Origin of the sequence: Streptomyces sp. NPDC086023, from assembly GCF_044540325.1 — a bacterium.
Taxonomy (GTDB): Bacteria; Actinomycetota; Actinomycetes; order Streptomycetales; family Streptomycetaceae; genus Streptomyces.
The window spans coordinates 113700-138687 of sequence record NZ_JBITRX010000018.1; the positions used below are offsets into that span (position 1 = coordinate 113700).

General features: G+C 73.0%; 18 protein-coding genes. 2 read left to right on the top strand and 16 right to left on the bottom strand.

Translation table 11 applies throughout. The features are described from left to right. Positions 1–31: 31 nt before the first annotated feature. From ACIF6F_RS29560 to nrdR, 8 genes are all read right to left on the bottom strand, one after another. Complete coding sequence (locus ACIF6F_RS29560) at positions 32–625, bottom strand: hypothetical protein (protein ID WP_399953495.1); 594 nt, start codon at positions 623–625, stop codon at positions 32–34. Between the two features lie 82 nt (positions 626–707). Then, complete coding sequence (locus tag ACIF6F_RS29565; RefSeq protein ID WP_399953404.1) at positions 708–1409, bottom strand: ribonuclease HII; 702 nt, start codon at positions 1407–1409, stop codon at positions 708–710. Between the two features lie 136 nt (positions 1410–1545). Continuing rightward, on the bottom strand, positions 1546–2454 hold the full coding sequence (locus tag ACIF6F_RS29570; protein WP_399953407.1) for an ADP-ribosylglycohydrolase family protein: 909 nt from the start codon (positions 2452–2454) through the stop codon (positions 1546–1548). 11 nt (positions 2455–2465) lie between these two features. Then, positions 2466–3125 carry a histidine phosphatase family protein gene (locus ACIF6F_RS29575; RefSeq protein WP_399953410.1) on the bottom strand — a complete coding sequence of 220 codons (660 nt, stop codon included), beginning with the start codon at positions 3123–3125 and terminating at the stop codon, positions 2466–2468. A gap of 107 nt (positions 3126–3232) precedes the next feature. Next, complete coding sequence (locus ACIF6F_RS29580) at positions 3233–3838, bottom strand: YdbC family protein (protein ID WP_399953414.1); 606 nt, start codon at positions 3836–3838, stop codon at positions 3233–3235. 18 nt (positions 3839–3856) lie between these two features. Continuing rightward, complete coding sequence (locus tag ACIF6F_RS29585; RefSeq protein ID WP_399953416.1) at positions 3857–4690, bottom strand: arylamine N-acetyltransferase; 834 nt, start codon at positions 4688–4690, stop codon at positions 3857–3859. Positions 4691–4806: 116 nt separating this feature from the next. After that, complete coding sequence (locus ACIF6F_RS29590) at positions 4807–7689, bottom strand: vitamin B12-dependent ribonucleotide reductase (RefSeq protein ID WP_399953419.1); 2883 nt, start codon at positions 7687–7689, stop codon at positions 4807–4809. Between the two features lie 165 nt (positions 7690–7854). Continuing rightward, on the bottom strand, positions 7855–8367 hold the full coding sequence (gene nrdR, locus ACIF6F_RS29595; RefSeq protein ID WP_399953498.1) for a transcriptional regulator NrdR: 513 nt from the start codon (positions 8365–8367) through the stop codon (positions 7855–7857). Between the two features lie 521 nt (positions 8368–8888). On the opposite strand from nrdR, the gene lexA reads away from it, so the two are divergent. Next, the gene (lexA, locus tag ACIF6F_RS29600) at positions 8889–9680 is read left to right on the top strand and encodes a transcriptional repressor LexA (protein ID WP_399953422.1); all 792 of its coding nucleotides are present in this window, start codon (positions 8889–8891) and stop codon (positions 9678–9680) included. A 113-nt stretch (positions 9681–9793) separates the two neighbouring features. Here the strand turns inward: lexA and ACIF6F_RS29605 are convergent, their stop codons facing one another. The 5 genes from ACIF6F_RS29605 to ACIF6F_RS29625 all read right to left on the bottom strand — a co-directional run bounded on the left by ACIF6F_RS29605 (position 9794) and on the right by ACIF6F_RS29625 (position 17816). Continuing rightward, a complete protein-coding gene (locus tag ACIF6F_RS29605) occupies positions 9794–11788 on the bottom strand; it encodes an ATP-dependent DNA helicase (RefSeq protein ID WP_399953425.1) in 1995 nt (664 codons plus the stop codon). 39 nt (positions 11789–11827) lie between these two features. Beyond that, entirely contained in the window at positions 11828–13669 is a 1842-nt protein-coding gene (locus ACIF6F_RS29610) for an IucA/IucC family protein (RefSeq protein ID WP_399953428.1), read from the bottom strand. A gap of 74 nt (positions 13670–13743) precedes the next feature. Then, positions 13744–14535, bottom strand: coding sequence for a GNAT family N-acetyltransferase (locus ACIF6F_RS29615; RefSeq protein ID WP_399953431.1), 792 nt, complete (start codon positions 14533–14535; stop codon positions 13744–13746). A 12-nt stretch (positions 14536–14547) separates the two neighbouring features. Continuing rightward, the gene (locus ACIF6F_RS29620) at positions 14548–16434 is read right to left on the bottom strand and encodes an IucA/IucC family protein (protein WP_399953434.1); all 1887 of its coding nucleotides are present in this window, start codon (positions 16432–16434) and stop codon (positions 14548–14550) included. Beyond that, on the bottom strand, positions 16431–17816 hold the full coding sequence (locus ACIF6F_RS29625) for a diaminobutyrate--2-oxoglutarate transaminase family protein (RefSeq protein ID WP_399953502.1): 1386 nt from the start codon (positions 17814–17816) through the stop codon (positions 16431–16433). Before ACIF6F_RS29625 ends, ACIF6F_RS29620 begins: the two co-directional genes overlap by 4 nt. 514 nt (positions 17817–18330) lie before the next feature. Between ACIF6F_RS29625 and ACIF6F_RS29630 the strand changes: the two genes are divergently transcribed. After that, positions 18331–19551, top strand: a complete 1221-nt coding sequence (locus ACIF6F_RS29630; RefSeq protein ID WP_399953437.1) for a trypsin-like serine peptidase — start codon at positions 18331–18333, stop codon at positions 19549–19551. Between the two features lie 107 nt (positions 19552–19658). On the opposite strand, the gene hflX is transcribed toward ACIF6F_RS29630, so the two are convergent. The 3 genes from hflX to ACIF6F_RS29645 form a co-directional block, all read right to left on the bottom strand. Next, positions 19659–21146 (bottom strand): GTPase HflX, encoded by a 1488-nt coding sequence (hflX, locus tag ACIF6F_RS29635; protein ID WP_399953440.1) that lies wholly within the window; start codon positions 21144–21146, stop codon positions 19659–19661. 207 nt (positions 21147–21353) lie between these two features. Beyond that, positions 21354–22814 (bottom strand): M1 family metallopeptidase, encoded by a 1461-nt coding sequence (locus ACIF6F_RS29640; protein ID WP_399953443.1) that lies wholly within the window; start codon positions 22812–22814, stop codon positions 21354–21356. 77 nt (positions 22815–22891) lie between these two features. Beyond that, positions 22892–24973: a RelA/SpoT family protein gene (locus ACIF6F_RS29645; RefSeq protein ID WP_399953446.1), complete on the bottom strand. Its 2082-nt coding sequence runs from the start codon at positions 24971–24973 to the stop codon at positions 22892–22894. Positions 24974–24988: the final 15 nt, after the last annotated feature.

The following is a 24988-nucleotide window of genomic DNA, read 5'->3' on the forward strand; positions in this document are numbered from 1 at the left end:
CGCCGGTGCCACGCGGCGGGACCACAGAGCGTCAGACGCCCGCGCCCAGCACGGAGTTGATCTGCTGCGCGTCGCCGCACACGACCAGCAGCGCGGTGGCCCGGGCGAGAGCGACGGGAAGGCTGCGCGCGACGTCGGCCGGCTCACCGCCGTTGACGGCGAAGACCACGACCGGACGGGCGGCGGCCCGCTCGGCCTGCGCGGCGTCCGCGTAGAAGACGTCGTCCCGGGCGTCGTGCTGCGCCCAGTAGGCGGCCTCGCCGAAGGACAGCTCGTGCGCGGCCCACGGGTGGAGCTCGCCGGCGGTCAGGACCAGCACGTCACCGGGGGCACGACCGGTGTCGAGCAGCAGGTCGACGGCTTCCTCCGCCGCGTCGAGCGCACCCTCCGCCGAAGCGGGGATCAGCTGGACCTGCGGCACCTGCGTGGAGACGGAGGGGGTGGTGGCGGCCGGCCCGGGCTTCGCCGGCTGCTGCGGGGTGCGCTGCGCGGGCGGAGCGGGACGGGGGCCGGGGCGCCCGGGCCGCGGTACGGCTGCGGGACGCGGACCAGGTACGGGGCGGGGGGTCGGCGCGGTACGGCTCGGGGCCGGGGTCGTCGCGGGACCCTGGGCACTCTCGTGAATCTGAGGCTCCTCAGGAGGCTTGAGTGGATGGGAATTTCAAACGCCGGTACGAGTCATACCGGATGGTGGCACATGCGTGCGATCAGAAATCGAAGCCGAGTTGGCCTCCGTTTTCCAGTTCGATGGCCTCTTCGCTCCTGCGGACCTTCTTCAGGTGCCGCCACTGCGGAAGCGCGTCGAGGTACGACCACGACAGGCGGTGGTGCGGCGTCGGGCCGCGGGTCTCCAGCGCCGCCCGGTGCACGGGCGAGGGATAGCCGGCGTTGGCCCCGAAGGCGAAGTCCGCCAGGTCCGGGCCGAGTTCGGCCATCATCCGGTCCCGCCGCACCTTGGCGATCACCGAGGCGGCGGCCACCGCTACACACGACTGGTCGCCCTTGATCACCGTACGGACCCGCCAGGGCGCCCCGAGGTAGTCGTGCTTGCCGTCGAGGATCACCGCGTCGGGCCTGACGGGCAGTCCGTCGAGCGCGCGCACCGCGGCCAGCCGGAGGGCGGCGGTCATGCCGAGTTCGTCGATCTCCTCGGGCGAGGCGTCGCCGAGGGCGTACGCGGTGACCCAGCTCTCCAGCACCAGGGCGAGTTCGTCCCGCCTCCTGGGGGTGAGCAGCTTCGAATCGGTGAGTCCCTCGGGCGGGCGGCGCAGTCCCGTGACGGCCGCGCACACGGTGACCGGGCCGGCCCAGGCCCCTCGTCCGACCTCGTCGACCCCGGCGATGATCTTGGCGCCGGTGGTTGCGCGGAGGGAGCGCTCGACGGTGTGGGTGGGTGCTTCGTACGGCATGGCGCCATTAGGTTACGCCGCCCGGTTCGCCCGCGACACCCCGGGCCACGCCCCTCTCGCCTGGTGATCGGGGCGGACGCGCTGAACCGCGCGTTCCGCCCCGGCACCGGGTGCCGCAGTGCTCAGCCCGCAGTGGTCAGCCGCTCGTCTCCGGAACCCACTCCGGCAGCAGCTCGGTCTGCGCCAGCCACTCGCCGGGGACGTGCCCGTCCCCTCGGCCGGCCAGCACCCCGCCCACGATCGCGCAGGTGGTGTCCACGTCGCCGCCGACGCCCGCCGTGGTCCAGAAGGCACCGGCGTAGTCGCCGAGGTTCCTGGCCGCCGACCAGAGCGCGAAGGGCACCGTGTCGTGGGCGCTGGTCCGCCGCCCGCAGCCGAGCACGGCCGCCACGGTGGTCGCGTCGCCGTAGTCCAGCATGTCCCGCGCCCGCCGCAGCCCCGCGCCCACGGCGCTGCGCGGCACGAGCGCGATGACCCCGTCCAGCAGGGCCTCGGCCGTGGGGGGCCCGGCCGGGTCGGCGGCGATGGCGGCGGCGGCCGCCACGGCCATCGCGCCCATCACGGCCTCGCGGTGCTGGTGGGTCGTGTAGGCGGAAATCTCCGCCTGGTGGGTGGCCTGCTCGGGGTCGTCGGCGTAGTACGCGCCGAGCGGCGCGATCCGCATGGCCGCGCCGTTGCCCCACGACCCCTGGCCGTTGAACAGCTCGGCGGCCAGCTCCCGCCAGTCCTGGCCCTCCCGGACCAGCCTCAGCATGCGGTTGACCGCCGGGCCGTAGCCGCGGTCGAAGTCGTGGTGGTGCGCGAAGGACGAGGCCAGCGCGTCCTGGTCGATCCGGCCGTGCTCGGCGAGCACGGCGAGCACGGAGCAGGCCATCTCCGTGTCGTCGGTCCACTGCCAGGGACCGGGGGGCAGCTCACGCCGCTTGAGCAGCGGATAGTTCGCGGGGACGAAGAACTGGGAGCCCAGGGCGTCACCCACCGCCAGTCCGCGCAGGCTGGCCAGGGCGCGTGCGTAGCGCCGGTCGGGAGAGGAGTCAGGGGTCATCCCGCGTAACTCTATCCCCAAAGGTCAAATGTCTGGGGTGTGGTCCACCTCTCGAAGGGGCGGTCCAGCCGATAGCGGCCGTCCGGACCCAGCACCAGCGTGCGGTGGGAGCCGTTGTCCGGGTTGGACAGGCACTCGAACTCCGCGACCGACCAGTGGAACCAGCGCATACAGAACAGCCGCATGGTCAGCCCGTGGGTCACCAGCAGCACGTTCGGCGGGTGGTCGGGCGCCTCGAAGCTGCGGTAGAGGCTCTCCAGGAACGAGCCCACCCGGTCGTACACGTCGGCGCCGGACTCGCCCTGCGCGAACCGGTAGAAGAAGTGCCCGTAGGCGTCCCGGTACGCCTTCTGGAGCCGTACGTCCGCCAGGTCCTGCCAGTTGCCCCAGTCCTGCTCCCGGAGCCGGGGCTCCTCGCGCACCCGCACCCGCGCGGGGTCGAGCCGCAGCTCGCGGAAGGTCTCCAGGGTGCGCCGGTACGGGGAGACGTACGCGCTGACCCGCTCCTCGCCGAAGAGCGCGCGCAGCCGCTCGCCCGCCTCCGCCGCCTGGGCGAGGCCGGTGGGCGTCAGGGCCAAGGCGTGGTCGGGCTCCCGCTCGTACACGGTGTCGTCGGCATTCCCCTCCGATTCCCCGTGCCGGACAAGGACGATGCGCCGCGGTCGTGCCATACGTCGACCCTAAGCCGGGGGACGCCCGTTCGAGCGGCGCGACGGGCCGGAGCGTGCGCCGGGGTGCGCTCCGGCACGCCCGGTCACGACCACGGCCCGGGCCCCGCTCAGACGGTCCACGACGGTTCGAGGTCGACCACGTCGCCCGTGAGCCCCTCCAGGTCGGCCTCGATCTGCGCGCGCAGCGACAGCCGCTCCACCCGCTCCTCGCGGTACTTGCCGTGCTCCGCCGCCGAGCGCCACATCGACAGGATCAGGAACTCCCTCCCCGGCGCCTCGCCGAAGAGCCCGCGGATCATGCCGGGGGAACCCGCCATTGCAGGGTTCCACACCTTCTCCTGCATCAGCGCGAAGTGTTCGAGCCGGCCCTCCCGGACCTTGCAGTGCGCCACGCGCAGCACGTCGGAGTCCGTGAAGCGCGGCTCGAAACCGGTCTTCACGTCGAAGCGGTGGTCGAAGAGGGTGACCCGGGAGTCCTTGTACGTGCCGTTCTGGGAGGCGGCCAGCCGGTCGTGGGAGCGCGCCATGAAGGAGTCGTAGAAGGACCGGCTCTCCCAGAACGCGAAGACGTGCGCCACCCCCGGGCGGCTGCGGCTCCATCCCCCGCCCTGCCCCCGGAATCCCGGTTCCCCCGGCAGACCCGCCCACTTCCGCTGCCCGCGCTCGAACCCCCGGCGGTCCACCACCGTGCAGCGAATCCACTTGACCAGCACCGCGCCATCGTACGGGGATCAGCGCGGCCCCGTTCGGACTCCGGGCCAGTACGTGCCGACGAGTTCCGCCGCGTCCGCCTCGGGCAGCTCGATCCCGAACTCCCGTGCCAGCAGTCCCGCGAGTTCCGCAGGCCCGACGGCGCGGCGCCCGGTGCCCCCGTCGGCCCGCAGCTCGGTCAGCGTCTCCCGCACGAGGGCGGCGCGCAGCTCCGCACCGGCCTTCTGGACCACGATCTGGCCGGTGAAGTGGGAGCGGGGGTGGGTGGAGCTGTAGTGGTTCATCGGCACGAGGTCGACGGCGTACGTGCGCTGTGGCGCGAAGGCGTACAGGTCCCGCCACCCCTGGTCCCGGAGCATCCGCAGGACCAGGATCCCGTCGGCCTCCCGCCCGATGCCGTACGTCCAGGGCCCCTGCCGCACCTCGCCCGGGGCGTCCAGCGGCACCGGCTCCAGCGGACCCTGGTGGCCGAAGCCGGCGTCCGCGAGCCAGGTCCGCCCGCCGGCGGCGACGACGAGGACCGCGTGGGTGACCGGCGTCAGCTCGGCGCCCCGCGTGCGGTTGCGGGCGCCGCGCCCGGCGACCTCGAAGCCGAGCCGCTCCAACGCGGCGGCGAGCAGGGAGTTCTGCTCGTAGCAGTAGCCGCCCCGGCGGCGGCGCACGAGCTTGTCCTGCACGCTCGCGAGGTCGAGCGGCACCGGGCGGCCCAGCGCCACGTCGAGGTTCTCGAAGGGTACGGACGTCACGTGCGCCCGGTGCACCCCGGCCAGCGTCTCCGCCGTGGGCTCCAGCGGTCCCGCGTACCCGATCCGCTCCAGGTACGCGTCCAGGTCCAGCTCGTCACCGCTCCACATGCCCCGTCCCCCCGTCGCCGTCCGTCCCGACGATCATGCCAGGGCCGGGCCTCGGCATGCCGGAGGGGACCGCCCCTTCCGGGACGGTCCCCTCGTCGGTCACTCAGCGGAGCGGATCAGCTGCAGCCGCTGGTCGAGCCGCAGCCCTCGCAGATGTAGCAGGAGCCCGCGCGCTGCATCTTGGTGCCGCACGAGAAGCACAGCGGAGCGTCGGCGCTCACGCCCAGCTGCATCTCCACCAGCTCGGCGTTGGTGTGGGCCTGCTTCGGCGACGAGGCCGGGACGACCGGCTTCGGGGCCGCGGGGACCGCCGCCAGCGGGGCCGACTGGGCCAGGCCCTCGACGTCGATGTCCTCCTCGACCGGCTCGTACGAGCCGGTCTCCAGGTGGCGCTGGCGCTCCTCGGCGGAGTGGATGCCGAGCGCGGAGCGGGTCTCGAAGGGCAGGAAGTCCAGCGCCACGCGGCGGAAGATGTAGTCGACGATCGACTGCGCCATCCGCACGTCCGGGTCGTCCGTCATGCCGGCCGGCTCGAAGCGCATGTTGGTGAACTTCGAGACGTAGGTCTCCAGCGGGACGCCGTACTGCAGGCCGACGGAGACGGCGATGGAGAAGGCGTCCATCATGCCCGCGAGGGTCGAGCCCTGCTTGGACATCTTCAGGAAGACCTCGCCCAGACCGTCGTCCGGGTAGGAGTTGGCGGTCATGTAGCCCTCGGCGCCACCGACCGTGAAGGAGGTGGTGATCCCCGGGCGGCCCTTGGGCAGGCGCTTGCGGACCGGGCGGTACTCGACGACCTTCTCGACCCTGGCCGGCTCGACGGCCTTGGTCTCCGCGGCCTTGTCGGCCTTGTCGTCGTCCTTCTTCTTGGCCGACAGCGGCTGGCCGACCTTGCAGTTGTCGCGGTAGATCGCGAGGGCCTTGACGCCGAGCTTCCAGGCCTCGAAGTAGATCTCCTCGACCTCCTCGACGGTGGCCGTCTCCGGCATGTTGACCGTCTTGGAGATGGCGCCGGAGATCCAGGGCTGGATCGCGGCCATCATGCGGACGTGGCCCATCGGGGAGATGGAGCGCTCGCCCATCGCGCAGTCGAAGACCTCGTAGTGCTCGGTCTTCAGGCCGGGCGCGTCGATCACGTTGCCGTGCTCGGCGATGTGGGCGACGATCGCCTCGATCTGCTCCTCCTGGTAGCCCAGGCGGCGCAGGGCCTGCGGGACGGTGCCGTTGACGATCTGCATCGAGCCGCCGCCGACGAGCTTCTTGAACTTGACCAGGGCCAGGTCCGGCTCGACACCGGTGGTGTCGCAGGACATCGCCAGGCCGATGGTGCCGGTCGGGGCGAGGACGGACGCCTGCGAGTTGCGGAAGCCGTTCTTCTCGCCGAGGCGGATGACGTCCTGCCAGGCCTCGGTGGCCGCGGCCCAGACGGGGGTGTCCAGGTCGTCCATGCGCGGAGCTGCGGCGTTGGCGTCGGCGTGCTGCTTCATGACGCGCTTGTGCGGCTCGGCGTTGCGGGCGTAGCCGTCGTACGGGCCGACCACGCCGGCCAGCTCGGCGGAGCGCTTGTACGCGGTGCCGGTCATCAGCGAGGTGACGGACGCGGCCAGCGCGCGGCCGCCGTCGGAGTCGTACGCGTGGCCGGTGGCCATCAGCAGGGCGCCGAGGTTGGCGTAGCCGATGCCCAGCTGGCGGAAGGCGCGGGTGTTCTCGCCGATCTTCTGGGTCGGGAAGTCCGCGAAGCAGATGGAGATGTCCATCGCGGTGATGACGAGCTCGACGACCTTGGCGAAGCGCTCGACGTCGAAGGACTGGTTGCCCTTGCCGTCGTCCTTGAGGAACTTCATCAGGTTCAGCGAGGCGAGGTTGCAGGACGTGTTGTCCAGGTGCATGTACTCGCTGCACGGGTTCGACGCGGTGATCCGGCCGGACTCGGGGCAGGTGTGCCAGTTGTTGATCACACCGTCGTACTGGATGCCCGGGTCGGCACAGGCCCACGCGGCCTCGGCGAGCTTGCGGAAGAGCGCCTTGGCGTCGACCTTCTCGATGACCTCGCCGGTCATGCGGGCACGCAGGCCGAACTCGGTGCCGTTCTCGACGGCCGTCATGAACTCGTCGTTCACACGGACGGAGTTGTTGGCGTTCTGGTACTGGACGGACGTGATGTCGTCGCCGCCCAGGTCCATGTCGAAGCCCGCGTCGCGCAGGGCGCGGATCTTCTCCTCCTCCTTCACCTTGGTGGCGATGAAGTCCTCGACGTCCGGGTGGTCCACGTCGAGCACGACCATCTTGGCCGCGCGGCGGGTGGCGCCGCCCGACTTGATCGTGCCGGCGGACGCGTCGGCGCCGCGCATGAAGGAGACCGGGCCGGAGGCGTTGCCGCCGGAGGAGAGGAGCTCCTTGGAGGAGCGGATGCGGGAGAGGTTCAGGCCGGCGCCGGAGCCGCCCTTGAAGATCATGCCCTCTTCCTTGTACCAGTCGAGGATCGACTCCATGGAGTCGTCGACGGCGAGGATGAAGCAGGCGGAGACCTGCTGCGGCTGGGGCGTGCCGACGTTGAACCAGACCGGGGAGTTGAAGCTGAAGATCTGGTGGAGCAGGGCGTAGGTCAGCTCGTGCTCGAAGATCTCGGCGTCCGCGGGCGACGTGAAGTAGCCGTGGTCCTCGCCGGCCTTCGTGTAGGTCTTCACGATCCGGTCGATCAGCTGCTTGAGACCGGTCTCGCGCTGCGGGGTGCCGACCGCGCCGCGGAAGTACTTGCTGGTGACGATGTTGACCGCGTTCACCGACCAGAAGTCGGGGAACTCGACGCCGCGCTGCTCGAAGTTCACCGAGCCGTCGCGCCAGTTGGTCATGACGACGTCACGGCGCTCCCAGACCACTTCGTCGTACGGGTGCACGCCGGGGGTGGTGTGGATGCGCTCGATACGCAGGCCCTTGCTCGCCGCCTTGGTTCCCTTGGCGCGGGAACCACGTGCCGGACCGCTCGCCGTCTCTGTCATGCCGCTGCCTCCCATATACGGGCAAAAACGCCCTAAAGTGCCCGCGAAATTCCGTATCCGTTGGCACGGTGTGTGTCTGATGTAGCCGGTTCGTCCGCCCGCCCTCGGGCGCGCGGACAGGTCTGTGGTCCCGCCCTGCGGGACGGCCGCCGTGCGGCCGTCCGGTCAGTCGGCGGCGGAGGCGGGCACGGGGACCGAACCGGTCCCGCCGGGCCCGCACTCTTCATGCGGAGGACGCCGGTCGCGCAGCTCGGCGATGGCGGCCTCGAAGTCTTCCAGGGTGTCGAAGGCGCGGTAGACCGACGCGAAGCGCAGGTACGCGACCAGGTCGAGCTCCTGGAGCGGGCCGAGTATGGCCAGACCCACGTCGTGGGTGGTCAGCTCGGCGCTACCGGTGGCGCGCACCGCCTCCTCGACCCGCTGGCCGAGCTTGGCGAGGGCGTCCTCGGTGACGGGGCGTCCCTGACAGGCCTTGCGCACGCCGGAGATCACCTTCGTACGCGAGAAGGGCTCCGTGACGCCGGACCTCTTGATCACCATCAGTGACGCGGTCTCCACCGTGGTGAAACGGCGGGAGCAGTCCGGGCACTGGCGGCGCCTGCGGATCGACGTCCCGTCGTCCGTGGTGCGGCTGTCTACTACGCGGCTGTCGGGATGCCTGCAGAAGGGGCAGTGCACGGCTCCCATCCCTCCCTCATGGCACGACTGAATCGCTCCGGAGCACCACCGGACAGGTCTCTGTCGGGGCTCTCGAAGCAGCCACCAGCATATGCGATGTCGGGACCCTCGGCAGACCGAGGACCACAACTTCTGGGTGGCTACGCCAATCCAACCACTAGATCTTGGGTTTCGGCAGTACGTCACACCCGGGCGTGTCGCCCGTCTCCGAAAGAATCCGGACATGGCGGAAGCAGCTCACGAGCCTACTGGGGCGCGGGCCGGTACGGGAATTCCGGGGTCCCGGATGCCACACTGGGCGAAGACCCCGAGCGGTGGCGATCCGACCGGGAAGGGTACCCTAATGAACGGATTCGGCACCGAACCCGCGTTCGGTGCGCTGATCGTCCATACACCTCTTCATGTGATCACGTCCGGTGAACTGCGATTTTTCACTCGAACGTGTGTTTGGCGCAACCTTTCGAAAGCCACTACCGTTGTCCGCTAGGGAGAGCAAGCACATTTCGAGAGGGGCCGCCGACGTGACCACCACCGCAGACAGTGCCACCATCACTGCCCAGAACCGCTCCCACAGCCGACTCGAGCCGGTGCATGCCATGAACGACGCAGCCATGACCCCGGAGCCGGACGCGATGCGCCCCGCACGCTCGCTGCCTGGCCGGCCTCCAGGCATCCGGGCGGACAGCTCCGGCCTCACCGACCGGCAGCGGCGGGTCATCGAGGTGATCAGGGACTCGGTGCAGCGGCGCGGCTACCCACCGTCGATGCGGGAGATCGGACAGGCGGTCGGCCTCTCCAGCACCTCCTCCGTCGCCCACCAGCTGATGGCCCTGGAGCGCAAGGGCTTCCTCCGCCGGGACCCGCACCGCCCCCGTGCGTACGAGGTGCGCGGCTCCGACCAGCCCAGCACCCAGCCGACGGACACCACCGGCAAGCCCGCCGCCTCGTACGTGCCGCTCGTCGGCCGGATCGCCGCCGGCGGGCCGATCCTGGCCGAGGAGTCCGTCGAGGACGTCTTCCCGCTCCCCCGCCAGCTGGTCGGCGACGGCGAGCTCTTCGTCCTCAAGGTCGTCGGCGACTCGATGATCGAGGCCGCGATCTGTGACGGCGACTGGGTCACGGTCCGCCGCCAGCCGGTCGCGGAGAACGGCGACATCGTGGCCGCCATGCTCGACGGCGAGGCCACCGTCAAGCGCTTCAAGCGCGAGGACGGCCACGTCTGGCTGCTGCCGCACAACGCTGCGTACCAGCCCATCCCCGGCGACGAGGCGACCATCCTCGGCAAGGTCGTCGCCGTGCTGCGGCGCGTCTGAGCGACCGCCCTCCCTGAACCGGACCCCGGGACCCACTGCGCCGGTCCCGGGGTCCTGCCATGTCCGTCTTCCCCCTCTCCCGGGTCCGGGAAGGGGAGAAGACGGGATACGGACTACCTGCCGTCGGCCTTCGCGGCCGCGTCGATCGCCGCGAGGGACTTCCGCACCTGGTTGCGGTCGGTCGTGTACCAGAAGTCGGGCAGCGAGGACCGCAGGAAGCCGCCGTACCGCGCGGTGGCAAGCCGCGGATCGAGCACCGCCACCACACCCCGGTCGCCCGAGGCGCGTACGAGACGGCCGGCGCCCTGCGCCATCAGCAGCGCCGCGTGCGTCGCGGCCACGGCCATGAAGCCGTTGCCCCCGGCCTCCTCGACCGCCTTCTGCCGGGCGCTCATCAGCGGATCGTCCGGACGCGGGAACGGGATACGGTCCATCACCACCAGCTGGCAGCTCGGGCCCGGCACGTCCACGCCCTGCCACAGCGAGAGCGTGCCGAACAGACAGGTCGCCGGGTCCCCCGCGAACGTCTTGATCAGCTCGCCCAGCGTCTCCTCCCCCTGGAGCAGGATCGGGTTGTCGATCCGCCCCCGCAGCTCCTCCGCCGCCGCCTGCGCGGCCCGCATCGAGGAGAACAGCCCCAGCGTCCGTCCGCCGGCGGCGCCGATCAGCTCGGCCAGCTCGTCCGTCATGTCGCCGCGCGTGCCCTCCCGGCCCGGCGTGGCCAGGTGCTTCGCGACGTACAGGATCCCCTGCTTCGGGTAGTCGAACGGGGAGCCGACGTCCAGGCCCTTCCAGACCGGTACGTCCTCCCCCTGTACGCCCTCGGGCGGCAGGCCCAGCGAGGCGCCCACGCCGTTGAAGTCGCCGCCCAGCTTGAGGGTGGCCGAGGTGAGGACGACCGAGCGCTCGGCGAAGAGCTTCTCCCGCAGCAGGCCGGAGACGGACAGCGGAGCCACCCGCAGCGTCGCCCCGCTGTGCCGATAGGCGGCTCCCCCGCGGGGCTCGTGCCGCTCGTACCAGACCACGTCGTACTCGGAGCCCTGCGTGATCCGCTCCGCCACGGCGTGGACGTTCTCCACCGAGGCCATGGCCTGCTTGCGCACCGCGTCCTCGTCCTGCACGGACTTGTCGCGGGTGGCGCCCAGCGCCGAGATCACGTTCCGTGCCGCGTCCCGCAGGGCCAGCAGCGCATACCCCAGGTCCTCGGGCACCTCCTCCAGACGGCCCGGCAGCGCCAGCTCCATCACCCGCTCGAAGGACTCCGCGGCGGTCTGGAGGGAGTCCGCCGTCTTCTCGTCGACCAGCTTGGCCGCACGCTTCACCGCGCGGTTGACCTGACCCGGCGTGAGCTCGCCGGTGGCCACACCGGTCACCCGGGACACCAGCTCGTGGGCCTCGTCGACGATCAGCACCTCGTGCGAGGGCAGCACGGGCGCGCCCTCGATGGCGTCGATGGCCAGCAGGGCGTGGTTGGTGACCACCACGTCGGCCAGCTTCGCCCGCTCCCGGGCGGCCTCGGCGAAGCACTCGGCACCGTACGCGCACTTGCTCGCGCCCAGGCACTCGCGCGAGGACACCGACACCTGGGACCAGGCCTTGTCGGAGACGCCCGGGGTCAGGTCGTCCCGGTCGCCGGTCTCCGTCTCGTCCGCCCAGTCCCGCAGGCGCAGCAGGTCCTTGCCGAGCTTGCTCGTGGGCGCGACGGCCTCGAACTGGTCGAACAGGCCGTCCTCCTCGTCCTGGGGCGCGCCCTCGTGCAGGCGGTGCAGGCAGAGGTAGTTCGACCGGCCCTTGAGCATCGCGAACTGCGGGCGGCGGCGCAGCAGCGGATGCAGCGCGTCCACCGTGCGCGGCAGGTCGCGCTCGACCAGCTGCCGCTGGAGGGCCAGCGTGGCGGTGGCGACCACCACGCGCTCCCCGTGCGCCAGCGCCGGCACCAGGTAGCCGAGGGACTTTCCGGTGCCGGTACCGGCCTGGACCAGGCGGTGCGACTGTTCGTCGATGGCTTCGGCGACGGCTTCGGCCATGGCCACCTGGCCGGGACGCTCGGTGCCGCCGACGGCGGCGACGGCGGCGTGCAGCAGGTCGGGGAGGGAGGGCTTCGTCATAGCACTCACCACCCTACGCGGCCCCGCTGACAGCGGGCTTCACGGCCGGTACAGGGGGTTGGGCACCGTACCGTCGACCACCGCGTGCGGGCGCTGGGCGCGGTCCCGGTAGCCGTCGGCGTACAGCCGGTTGCGGTTCAGGCAGAGCCGCTCGATCCGCGGGGTGAAGAGGTCGAACATCTCGAAGCGCTCCTTCAGCTCCGGGAAGCGCTGGTGGTACCGGACGATCTCCGCCCGTACGAGCGACCAGAAGCGCTCCTCCGGTACGTTCAGCCGGTCCGCGCAGAGCGCCGAGAGGTAGCGGAAGACGCCGACGAACAGGCCGGAGTGGATGAACTGGGTGAGGAAGCCGGGCGGCTCGGTGAGCAGCACCGCCCGCACCTCGTCCGGCATCGAGCCGTGCTCGGGCAGCGGGCGGGCGCTGACGTTGATGTCGTCGACGAAGTCCTTGACCGCCAGCCGCACCGGTACGTCGTGCTCGTCGTAGACCACGATCGCGTTCTCGCCGTGCGGGGAGAAGACGGTCCCGTACCGGTACAGGAAGTGCAGCAGCGGCGGGAGCAGCGCGGCGAAGAGCCGCGTCAGCCACACCTCGGGGGCGAGGCCGGAGCGGGCCACCAGCTCCTCCGTGAAGGCGCGCCCGCGCGGGTCGGTGTGGAGCAGGGACGCCAGGGTCCTGGCTCGCTCGCCGGGGGCGAGCCGTCCGGTGAGCGGCTCCCGCCAGATCGCGCCGAGCAGCTCGCGGTACTGGTAGGGGACCTCGGGCAGCGCGTCGTAGACAGGGTGCGCCACGGTGACCGAGGCGACCTCTCCGAGCAGGATCACGCCGCACTCGGTGTGCAGGAACGGGTCGGCGTCGCGCAGGCCCTGCACCCAGGCCGTCGCCGCCGGGGCGGCCAGGGTCCGCTCGGTGGGCAGGCCCCGCCAGACCAGGGTGTTCAGGACGGACAGGGGCAGCTTGACGGTGTGCCGCTCGGGCCGGCTCAGGTTGAGGAAGGTCCGGATGGACTGCTGGGGCAGGCGTACGTCGGGGTCGGCGCGCAGCGGTACGAGGGTGCCGGCCGCCAGCGCGGGGGCGAACAGCGGCAGCACCACCTCGTCCCACTGCCAGGGATGGACCGGCAGGTACAGGTACCCGGCCGGGTCGAGTCCCCGCTCCCGCAGCTCCTGGTCGAAGGCGGCGCGGGTGGCCGGGTCGAGCTCGTGGGCGTACAGCCGGCCGGGGTCCGCCAGGGCGCCGGTGCCCCGGTAGACGGCGAGCGACGTGTGCGCCGCCAGCCAGGGCAGCCGCCGGCGGACCCGGGCCTCCGGTGCCCAGGCGGCGGTGTCGCTGCCCGAAAAGCCGAGCCGTCCCTTGTTGAGGACCAGCCAGGGGTGGCCGGTCTGGTGGCCTTCGAGCTCGGCGTAGTCGAGGCCGGCCAGCACGTCGGCCGTGCGGGCGGTGTGGTCGATGCGCGCGTCGGCGGCCAGGGTGGTGCTCAGCTCCCGCAGGAGGTGCCCGAGGGTGGTCCCGTCCAGGTCCAGGAGCTTCCTGGCCAGGACGATGAAACGGAAGGGGTCCCCGAACTCGACGGGCGCCGCGTCCGGTTCCGGCGGGGTGTGGGTGATCGACCGGGCGTCGACGCGCCAGCCGTCGTACGCGCCCCTGCGCGCCCGGAAGCCGAGCGTGCCGCCGCCCTCGTCCAGCGGGAGGGCCCAGGCGTCCTCGCCCTGGGCGGGGACGGGGGTGACGATGCCCTCGTACGCGAACTCGCCGAGCATCTTGGCGAGGAGCCGCCGTGCCGCGGTCTCCCAGGTGGGGCCGTTGAGCTCGGGCGGGCAGTGGGGCGGCCGGGAGACGGGGGGTCCGGCCGAGTCGTGGGTGGCGGGGAAGGTCGGCACGGGACTCCTCGGTGGGCGCTCGGGGTCGGGGACCGGGGGCGGGACGGGTGACGGGTTGGGTCACGCGGTCACGGTCACAGGAGGGTGCGCAGCGCCCGTTCGCGGATCATCAGGGCGGCGCGCTTGGCGGGCAGTTCGATCTCCGCGGAGTAGCGGAAGCCGGAACTGAGGAAGGCCGACACGGACGGGACGTTCGCCAGGTCGGGTTCGGCGACGACCCGGGCGCACCGGGGCCGGTTGTCGAGCACCAGGTCGGCCACGGCGCGCAGCAGCAGGGTGCCCAGACCGCGTCCGCGGTCCGCCGCGTTGCCGATGAGCAGGTGGAGGCCGGTGTCGTGGGGGCGGGCCGGGTAGTGGCGGGAGAGCGGGTCGAGGTCGGCCCGGTAGATCTCCCAGTAGCTCATCGGGGTGCCGTCGAGGGTGCCGAGGCAGGGGATGCTCCGCCCGTCGCCGTCGAGCTGGGCGCGCAGGTGGGCCTCGGTGACGGATTCGGGGCCGGCCAGTTCCCAGAAGGCGGCGACCTCGGGGTCGTTCATCCACCCGGTGATCAGGGCGAGGTCGCGGTCCACCCGTACGGGTACGAGCTGGAAGGCGCCGGCAACGGTGGGGACCGGGCCCCATTCGGCGGGCGAGTCCAGCAGGTCGGCCTCGGCGAGGTAGGGCAGGGTGCTGAGCGCGGTGGCCCGGGCGGTGGCGGCGCTCTCGTCGGCGAGCAGGGCCAGCAGCTCCGTGGGGATCCGCAGGTCGAGCGTGTCCTCGCAGCCGCTGCCGGTGCGGGGCGCGGAGGTGGGGGCGTGGGCGGGGGCGTGCGTCGGGGCTGGAGCGTGCGTGGGGGCGGGGGCGGTGTCGGCGTCCGTGGGCGGCATGGCGGGCTCCGGTCAGCTGGGGTCGTGGAGGGGGTTGGCGATGGTGACGTACACGGACTGGGTCTCGACGGGGCCGACGAGCTCGTCGAGCCCTTCGAGCCGGGTGCGCAGGTTGGCCTTGCAGCGCAGGGTGGGCGAGTCGAGCAGCAGGGCGGGCAGCGGGCCCAGCCGGCTGTTCTGGCCGAGGAACCGGCGGAAGGCGGCGAGCAGGACCCGCTCGTCGGCCAGCCGCTGCGCGCCGAAGGCTCCGATGAGGCCGAGGACGTTGTTGATCCCGACGTAGTAGGCGAACCGCTCGTCGGTGACCGCGTCGGGCACGAAGGTGTCGCTGACGGTGCCGATGCCGGGCAGCCGCCGGTCCAGCTCCGCGCGCCGGGACTCGCGGAAGTAGTAGCCCTGGTTGTCGCGGTAGCGGCCGCCGACGGGCCAGCCGTCGGGCGACAGCAGGACGAGGGTGTTCTGCTGGTGCGCCTCCAGGGCGATGCCGGCCAGCGCGTCCAGGGCCAGCACGGGCCGGACGACCTGGTCGAGGTAGCGCAGGAACCACTCGGCGGAGACGGCGGAGCGGGGGCGGCCGGTGCGGGCGGCGAGCCGGGAGACGGTCTCGGCGAGCCGGGAGCTGACCGTCGGGCGGCCGGGCCAGGGGCGGGGCGAGGTGAGGGACGCGACGCACACGGCGTCGTCCGCGGGGCCGAAGGGGTTGTGGCGCAGCAGGACGTCCAGGCCGGGGACGGGGTCGCCGTCGGGGCCGTCGACGGCGACCCAGGCGGGGTCGCGCACGATGTCGAAGCCCGGGTGGCGGAACGTCCACTCCTTGGCCAGGCCGGCGCGGAGCAGCCGGTGGACCTCGACTCCCCGGTGGAGTTCCTTGCGGAGGTTCTCCCGGCGGGAGTTGGTGATGGGCAGGCCCAGCGAGAGCTTGAGCATCGCGGGGGCGCCGGGCCGGTGCACGGTGCGTACGGAGGAGGTGGGGTGCCAGGCGGCACCGAAGGGGCCGAGGTCGTGCAGGGCGCCGGTGTCGAGGAGTTCGCGGACGGCGGGCCGTTCCAGCAGGTCGCGGGCCTGCCAGGGGTGCAGGGGCAGCGGGGTGCTGCCCGCGGGGAGGGGCAGGCCGGGGGCGAGGCGGGCGAGCAGCTGCGCGGCGGGGACGGAGCGGCCGCTCTCGGTCCAGGCGGAGTCGGTGGCGAGCGCGGAGCGGTCGACCGCCGTCCAGTGCAGGGGGAACGAGCCGTACAGCTCGGGCGAGTAACGGCGCCCTTCGGCCTCGGAGAGTCCTTCGCGGCTCTTGGGGGTGGGGTGCAGGGGGTGGCCGAGTACGAGCGACTGCTCGGCGGCGAGGAACGGGTCTGCGGTCTCGGGCGGGGCGGGGCGCCGGCGCCGGTCGGCGATGAAGGCAGCGGTGCGGCGCACGGAGTCGGACACCCGGCCGACGAGTTCGGCCCCGCCGCGTGAGCCGCCCTCGCGGACCAGCAGCCCGGCGAGGGTGACGGCGTCGAGGGCGGGGGCGCCGGGCGGCGCGGATTCGAGGCGCGCCGGGGCGAAGCGGTGCCAGCCGCCCTCGGACCAGTGGCGGACCGGTACGAGCAGGGCGGTGCCGGAGGCGGTGAGGGGGATGCGCAGCACGGGCCCGTCGGGGCGGGCCAGGGTGTTCTCGCGGACCCAGCAGCGGAGCAGGTTCTCCACGGCGGCGGCCTCGGCGGCGACCGCGGGGTCGGCGTGGTCGAGCAGGTCGGGCTGGTCGGCGGGGTGGGTGCCGGGGGCTGCGGGGGCGGCCGGCCGGAGGCGGGTGACGCAGTCCTTCTGGCGCGGAACCGTGGCGGGCGGTGCGGCCGGGGCGGGGGGCTGGGAGCCTGACGGGCCGTCGGCGGGGGGCGGTTCCGGTGCGGGGGTGGAGTTCACGGGTGCTTCCTTGGAGGGTGTCCGGATCGGTTCCGGAGGAGTTCGGCGGCGGCGACGGCGTCGGCGAGCCGGTCGAGCACGGCCGTGGCCTGTTCGTCGGTGAGGGTGAGCGGGGGGAGGAGCCGGACGACGCTCTGGTGCCTGCCGCCGAGTTCGACGATCAGGCCGCGCCGGAGGCACTCCCGCTGGACCGCGAGGGCGAGTTCCGGGTCGGCGGGCGCGGGTTGCCCGGGGACCTGCTCGGCTTCGGGGTCGACCAGCTCGATGCCGGTCATCAGGCCGCGGCCGCGCACGTCGCCGATGCCGGGGTGGTGTCCGGCGAGGGAGCGCAGGGCGGTCAGGATGCGCTCGCCGAGAGCGGCCGCGCGTTCGGCGAGGCGGTTCTCCCGTACGTACGCGAGGGTGGCGGTGCCCGCGGCCATGGCGAGCTGGTTGCCGCGGAAGGTGCCGGCGTGGGCGCCGGGCGCCCAGGTGTCCAGTCCGGCCCGGTACACCACGACGGCCAGGGGCATGCTGCCGCCGATGGCCTTGGAGAGGACCATCACGTCGGGGGTGACGCCCGCGTGGTCCACTCCCCAGAACGCGCCGGTCCGGCCGACGCCGGTCTGCACCTCGTCGGCGATCAGGGGGATGCCGCGGTCCGCGGTGACCTTGCGGAGGCGGCGCAGCCAGTCGTCGGGGGCGGGGTGGACCCCGCCTTCGCCCTGGACGGGTTCGAGGATCATTCCGGCCGGTGCGGGGACCCCGCTCTTGGGGTCGTCCAGCAGGTTCTCGGCGAGCCGGGCGCACAGGTCCGCCCCGCGCGCGCCGCCCTCGCCGAAGGGGCAGCGGTAGTCCTGGGGGTACGGGAGCCTGGTCACGCGTACGTCGGTGGCGCCCCCGGAGGCGTCGAGCGCCCCGGCGGTCATGCCGTGGTAGGCCCCGGTGAAGGCGACGATGCCCTGGCGGCCGGTCGCGTTGCGGACGAGCTTCAGGGCGGCCTCGACCGCGTCGGTGCCCGCGGGGCCGCAGAACTGGACCCGGGCGTCGGCGGCGAGGGCGGGCGGCAGGTTGGCGAACAGCTCGGTGGTGAAGGCATCCTTGACCGGGGTGGCCAGGTCCAGCACCTGGAGGGGCGCCCCGGAGTCGATGACCCTGCGGATCGCCTCCAGCACCACGGGGTGGTTGTGGCCGAGCGCGAGGGTGCCGGCGCCGGAGAGGCAGTCGAGGTAGCGGCGGCCGTCGGCGCCCTCGATGGTCAGCCCCCTGGCCCGCACCGGCACGACGGGGAGGGCGCGGGCGTACGTGCGCGCCGCCGACTCCCGCAGGGACTGGCGGCGCAGGATCGCGGCCGGCCCGCAGGCGCCCTGGCCGGCCAGGGCCTCGGGCGCGCCGCGCGGCACGGGGACGGTGCCCCGCACACCGGCCGGTTCCGCGGCGCCCGGCGCGGCGGGGTCCGCCTCCCGTGCGCCCGCCGGGTCCGCCGCCCGTAGGCCCGCCTCCGCCGCCCGTAGGCCCGCTTCCGCCGCCCGTGCGACCGCCGGCTCCCCGGCGGCCGGCCCGGTGCGGTGGTCTTCCGCCCGCACGGCGCGGGGCCCTTGGGGCAGGGCGCCCGCGGTGGCGTCCGCCGGGCCCTCCCCCGGTCCCTCGGCCGGCACGGACGCGGCAGGCTGCTCGGTCACGGCCACGGTTCTGGTCCTCCCGCATCGATCGCATGTCGAATCGAACGCTGCCCTCGCGTTCCCCCGTACGTACCAACGACGCGGACCCCGGGGGATCACGGGTGGATCCGGAGATCCTTGCGAGCGGACGGCCCCGGCGGGCGGGAACCGCGGACCCGGCCTGCACCGTCCCCAACGGCAGCGGCATAGTGGGGGGTTGCACTCCACGCCTCGAAGCACCAGGGGGATTCACGACATGCGACCGATCCGACCGGCCTCCGACGCCCCTCGCGGGCGCAGCTCCCGTCGCGGATCCCGGACCCTCGCGGCCGCCGCGCTGTGCGCCGCCCTCACGCTGACGGCGGCGGCCTGCGGGCCCGGTTCCGACCAGGCGGACGGGCAGCCCTCGGTGGCGGCCAGCGACCCGGCAGGTGGCCCCGAAGGGATCAAGATCCCGGACGACATCAAGCAGAAGCTCAAGGAACACGGCATCGACCTCGACAAGTGGCGGGGCGGTGCCTGGAAGAACTGGGATCGCGACAAGTGGCTCCGCGAGGCCGAGGACTTCGTCAACCCGATCATCGAGGACCTGTGGGACCCGGACCGGATGGGCCGCGCCAAGCAGCCCGAGAAGCCGACGGTCGACCCCGACCTCGGCAAGGACCAGGGCGTCACGGACCCGACCCCGGCCCCCGTCCGCGCGCGGACGGTCGACGCGCCGTACCACCAGAGCGTGCCGGAGGCCGGCAAGGTCTTCTTCGACGGCCCCGAGGGCTCCATGGTCTGCTCGGCGACCGTGGTGAAGGACCCGGCGCACCCGGGCAAGTCCAACCTGGTGTGGACGGCCGGCCACTGCGTGCACGCGGGCAAGAAGGGCGGCTGGTACCGCAACATCGCCTTCGTGCCCTCGTACAACGACGCGGGCCGATCGGCTGCCCGGCTGAAGGGCGCGACGCGCGAGCAGGTGGCCCCGTACGGCGTCTGGTGGGGTGACTGGGCGCAGACCTCCGACCAGTGGATCGCCGAGGGCGGCCCGACGGGCGGCGCTGGTGCCCCGTACGACTTCGCGGTCATCCACGTGACCCCGGAGAAGGGCAACGCGAAGTCGCTGGAGGAGACGGTCGGCTCCGCGCTGCCGGTGGAGTTCAACGCCCCGGCCGTGCCGAAGGTCGGCCGGATCACGGCCACCGGCTACCCGGCGGCCCCGCCGTACGACGGCCAGCGGGCCTACCAGTGCGCGGACCGGCCGGGCCGGCTGTCGATCGACGCGGCCGCGCCGGTGATGTACCGGATCGGCTGCACCATGACGGGCGGTTCGTCGGGCGGCGGCTGGGTGGCCGAGGGCCGCGACGGGCAGCCGGCGCTGGTGTCGAACACCTCGATCGGCCCGGTGACGGCCGGCTGGCTGGCCGGGCCCCGTCTCGGCCCCGAGGCGAAGGCCGTCTTCACCGCGGTGAGCGGGAAGTTCGCGCGGTAGTGGCGTGGCGCCGCGGCGCGCATGACGGAGGGCCCGCCCCCCTGGACCGGGGGCGGGCCCTTCGTCGTACGTCGGCCTGGAGACGCTGCGGTCCGCGGGCTGTGGCGTCAGTGCGCGGCGGGCACGAACGGCGTGAACTCCGCCGCCAGTTGCTCGTGGACCCGCGCCTTGAGCAGGGTGCCCTCCGCGGTGTGCTCCTCGGAGATCACCTCGCCCTCGGCGTGCGCGCGGGCGACCAGGCGCCCCTGCGTGTACGGGACCAGCGCCTCCACCTCGACCTCGGGCCGCGGCAGTTCGGCGTCGATGAGCGCGAGCAGCTCGTCGATGCCCATGCCGGTGCGGGCCGAGACGGCGATGGAGTGCCGCTCGATGCGCAGCAGGCGCTGGAGGACCAGCGGGTCCGCCGCGTCGGCCTTGTTGACGACCACGATCTCGGGGACGTCGACGGCGCCCACCTCGCGGATCACCTCGCGCACGGCCGCCAGCTGCTCCTCCGGCGCCGGGTGCGCGCCGTCGACCACGTGCAGGATGAGGTCGGAGTCGCCGACCTCCTCCATCGTGGAGCGGAACGCCTCGACGAGGTGGTGGGGCAGGTGGCGGACGAAGCCCACGGTGTCGGCCAGGGTGTAGATCCGGCCGGACGGGGTCTCGGCCCGCCGCACGGTCGGGTCGAGGGTGGCGAACAGCGCGTTCTCCACCAGCACACCCGCGCCGGTCAGGCGGTTGAGCAGCGAGGACTTGCCGGCGTTGGTGTAGCCGGCGATCGCGACGGAGGGCACCTTGTTGCGCCGGCGCTCCTGCCGCTTGACCTCGCGGCCGGTCTTCATCTCCGCGATCTCCCGGCGCATCTTCGCCATCTTCTCGCGGATCCGACGCCGGTCCGTCTCGATCTTGGTCTCACCGGGGCCTCGGGTGGCGAGGCCGCCGCCCTTGCCGCCGCCCATCTGACGGGACAGCGACTGACCCCAGCCTCGCAGTCGCGGCAGCATGTACTGCATCTGCGCGAGCGCGACCTGCGCCTTGCCCTCTCGGGACTTGGCGTGCTGGGCGAAGATGTCGAGGATCAGGGCGGTCCGGTCGATCACCTTGACCTTGACGACGTCTTCGAGGGCGATGAGCTGGCCGGGGCTGAGCTCGCCGTCGCAGATGACGGTGTCGGCGCCGGACTCGATGACGAGGTCGCGCAGCTCCAGCGCCTTGCCGGAACCGATGAAGGTCGCCGGGTCGGGCTTGTCGCGGCGCTGGTAGACACCGTCGAGGACGAGGGCGCCGGCCGTCTCGGCCAGTGCGGCGAGCTCCGCGAGGGAGTTCTCGGCGTCCTTCAGGGTCCCCGAGGTCCAGACGCCGACCAGCACGACCCTTTCGAGTCGCAGCTGGCGGTACTCGACCTCGGTGACGTCTTCGAGCTCGGTGGAGAGGCCCGCGACACGGCGCAGGGCCGCGCGCTCGGAGCGGTCGAGCTGGTCGCCGTCCCGCTCTCCGTCGATCTCGTGGCTCCAGGCGACGTCCTCTTCCATCAGGGCATCGGCCCGAAGGCTCTCGGTGAAGCTCTGCGCGTCCTGCGCGTCCTGGGAAGGGTACGAAGAGGAGGTCATTGGATCCTTACGTCGATGCGAATCTTCTGCGTCGGCTACAACGTGTGACGGCCGGCGATGATTCCCCGGCCTGCGGGAGACTACCCGGCCCGGGGAGATCCACCCGCGGCGCCCGCCGACATGTCGATGGTGACATGCCCCCGCGAAGGCCGTCACACGCTTTTCCCCGCCGCCCGGGCCCGGCCGTCCCGCCGGACCCGGGCGGGCTCAGCCCGCGGCGGCGGGGACCGCGGCCGCCTTCCACTCGGGGTGGCCGGGCACCTTGGGCGTCTTCTGCCCGTACAGCCAGGCCTCGAAGAAGCCGGTCAGGTCGCGGCCGGCCTCGGCGGACGCGAGCTTGACGAAGTCGTCGGTGCCGGCGACGCCGTCCCGGTGGTCGGCGACCCAGCGGCGCTCGATCCGGTCGAAGGCGGCGGTGCCGATCTCCTTGCGGAGCGCGTACAGGACGAGCGCGGAGCCGTCGTACACCACCGGCCGGAACAGGCCGATCTTCTGGCCCGGGGCGGCAGGCTTGGGGGCGGCCGGCGGGCCGCCGGCGGCGCGCCACTGGTCGGAGCGCTCGTACGCCTCGCGCATGCGCCGCTCCAGGGAGTACTTGCCGAGCCCGTCCGCGTACAGCGCCTCGTACCAGGTGGCGTGGCCCTCGTTGAGCCACAGGTCGGACCAGCTGCGGGGGGTGACGCTGTCGCCGAACCACTGGTGGGCGAGCTCGTGGACCATGACGGCCTCGACGTACCACTCGGGGTGGGCGGCGTCCGTGAACAGGCCCCGCTCGAAGAGGGAGAGCGTCTGGGTCTCCAGCTCGAAGCCGGTCTTGGCGGCCGCGACGAGGACGCCGTAGTTCTCGAAGGGGTACGGGCCGACGCGCGCCTCCATCCACTCCAGCTGGCCCGGGGTCTTCGCCAGCCAGCGCTCCAGGGCGGCCCGGTCGGCGGCCGGCACCACGTCGCGGACGGGCAGGCCGCGCGGCCCGGTGCGGTGCACCACCGCGGACCTGCCCACGGAGACCTGGGCCAGCTCGGTGGCCATGGGGTGCAGGGTGCGGTACGTCCAGGTCGTGTCACCGGAGGCGGCCGGCCGGCGCGCGGGGGTTTCCGCGATGCCGTTGGCCACGGCGGTGAGCCCCTCGGGGGCGGTGATCCGGAAGGTGAACCGCGCCTTGTCCGAGGGGTGGTCGTTGCAGGGGAAGACGCGGTGCGCGGCGTCGGCCTGGTTGGCCATGGCCAGCCCGTCCTCGGTGACGACCCAGCCGCCGTCGCGGGCGCCCGAGGGATCACTGGTGTGGCGGACCGTGATCCGCATCAGGCCGCCCTCGGGGACCGGCCGGGCGGGCGTGAGCACCAGGTCCTCGCCGGCGCTCGCGAAGGTCGCGGGCAGGCCGTTGACCTGCGCGGACGCCACCTTGCCGTGGGTGAAGTCGAGGTTGATGCGGTCCAGGGGCGCGGTGGCGCGGGCGTCGATCACGGTGGTGGCGTCCAGCGGCTGCCGGTTGGTGCGGTACGTGAACGACAGGTCGTAGGCGAGCACGTCGTAGCCGGGGTTGCCGAGCGCCGGGAAGAGCGCGTCGCCGATGCCGAGGGCCCCCGGGGGCGGGACGGCGGCGGCGACCAGGGCGAGGGAGGCCGCGGCGAGCAGGGCGGCACGCGGGCGGCGGGAGGTGAGCTGCATCCCCCACCGCTACCAGCGACCGCGCCGCGGCCGGGCCCGACGCGCGACGGGCCCACCCGAACGGGAGACGGCCGGGGTCAGGCCCGGCTGACGTCGTACACCCCCGGCACGTCGCGCATGGCCCGCATCAGGGCGGGGAGCAGGGTCGCGTCGGGGAGCTGGAGCGTGTAGGTGTGCCGCACCCGCTGCTCGCTGGGGGGCTCGACGGTGGCGGAGACGATGTCGACGCCCTCCCGGGAGATGGCCTCGGTGAGGTCGGCCAGCAGGTGGGGGCGGCCGAACGATTCGGCGACCAGGGTGACGCGGCAGTCGGCGGTGGCCCGCCAGTGGACGGCGACCGAGGTGCGGCCCAGGCCGCGCATCTGCTCGACGGCCGGGCACTGCACGCGGTGTACGGTCACGGCTCCCCCGCGTACGACGAACCCGGCGACGGAGTCGGGCGGTACGGGCGTGCAGCAGCCGGCCAGCCGCACCGTCGCGTCCGGCAGGTCCGCCACGGCGTTGCCGCCGCCGCCCCGGGCGCCGACCATCGGCAGCGGCGCGCGGGGCGCGGCGGGCTGCACCTTCACCTCCTCGGGGTGCTCGCGCAGCCAGCGCTGGATGGCGATCCGGGCGGCCGGGGTGCGGGCGTGGTCGAGCCAACCGGAGGCGGGGCCGGAGGCGGCGTCCTGGGACAGCAGCAGCTGGACGGTGTCGCCGTCGGAGAGCCCGGTGCCGAGGGCGGCGAGGCGTCCGTTGACCCGGGCGCCGATACATCGGTGGGCCTCCTCGCCGTGCAGGGCGTAGGCGGCGTCGACGCAGCTGGCGCCCGCGGGGAGGCCGATGCTGCCGCCGTCGGCGCGGTAGACGGTGATCTCCCGGTCCTGGGCCAGCTCCTCGCGCAGCGAGCTCCAGAAGGTGTCGGGGTCGGGGGCGGACTGCTGCCATTCGAGGAGCCGGGAAAGCCAGCCGGGCCGGGTGGGGTCGACCCGCTCCTCACCGGGGTCCGGGGCGTCTGCGGGGGCGTACGGGTTGCCGAGGGCGATGACCCCGGCCTCGGCGACCCGGTGCATCTGGTGGGTGCGGATGAGGACCTCGGCGACGTCCCCGCCGGAGGTGGCGACGGCGGTGTGGAGCGACTGGTAGAGGTTGAACTTGGGGACCGCGACGAAGTCCTTGAACTCGGAGATCACCGGGGTGAAGCAGGTGTGCAGCTCGCCGAGGACGCCGTAGCAGTCGGCGTCCTCGCCGACGAGCACGAGGAGCCGCCCGAAGTCGGAGCCGCGCAGCCGGCCGCGCTTGAGGGTGATCCGGTGGACGGAGACGAAGTGCCGCGGCCTGACGTGCACTTCGGCGGGGATGCCGGCCTCGCGCAGGACGGCGCGCACGGAGTCGGCGATGGCCGGCAGGGGGTCCTGCTCGCCGGCGTGCGCGGCGATGAGGGCGCGGGTGTGCTCGTACTCCTCGGGGTGGAGGATCGCGAAGACGAGGTCCTCCAGCTCGGTCTTGAGGGCCTGGACGCCGAGGCGTTCGGCGAGCGGGATGAGGACGTCGCGGGTGACCTTGGCGATGCGGGCCTGTTTCTCGGGGCGCATCACGCCGAGGGTGCGCATGTTGTGCAGCCGGTCGGCGAGCTTGATGGACATGACGCGGACGTCGTTGCCGGTGGCGACGAGCATCTTGCGGAAGGTCTCCGGCTCGGCGGCGGCGCCGTAGTCGACCTTCTCCAGCTTGGTGACGCCGTCGACGATGTAGCAGACCTCCTCGCCGAACTCGGTGCGCACCTGGTCGAGCGTCACCTCGGTGTCCTCCACGGTGTCGTGGAGGAGCGATGCCGTCAGGGTGGTGGTCTCGGCGCCGAGTTCGGCCAGGATCAGCGTGACGGCGAGCGGGTGGGTGATGTACGGCTCGCCGCTCTTGCGCATCTGGCCGCGGTGTGACGATTCGGCCAGTACGTACGCACGGTGCAGTACGGCGAGGTCGGCGTCCGGATGATGGGCGCGGTGCGCATCGGCCAGATGGCTGATGGCGTCGGGCAGCCGGTCGCGCGGGGCGGGGCCGAGGAGCGCGGCGCGGCCGAGCCGCCGCAGGTCGAGTCTGGTGCGGCCGCGGCGGCGGCCTGGAGCAGTGTCGGAGCGGAGCTCCGGGCCCGTGTCTGGGTTCGTGGCCTCTGCACTCATGGGCACCTCCGGCGG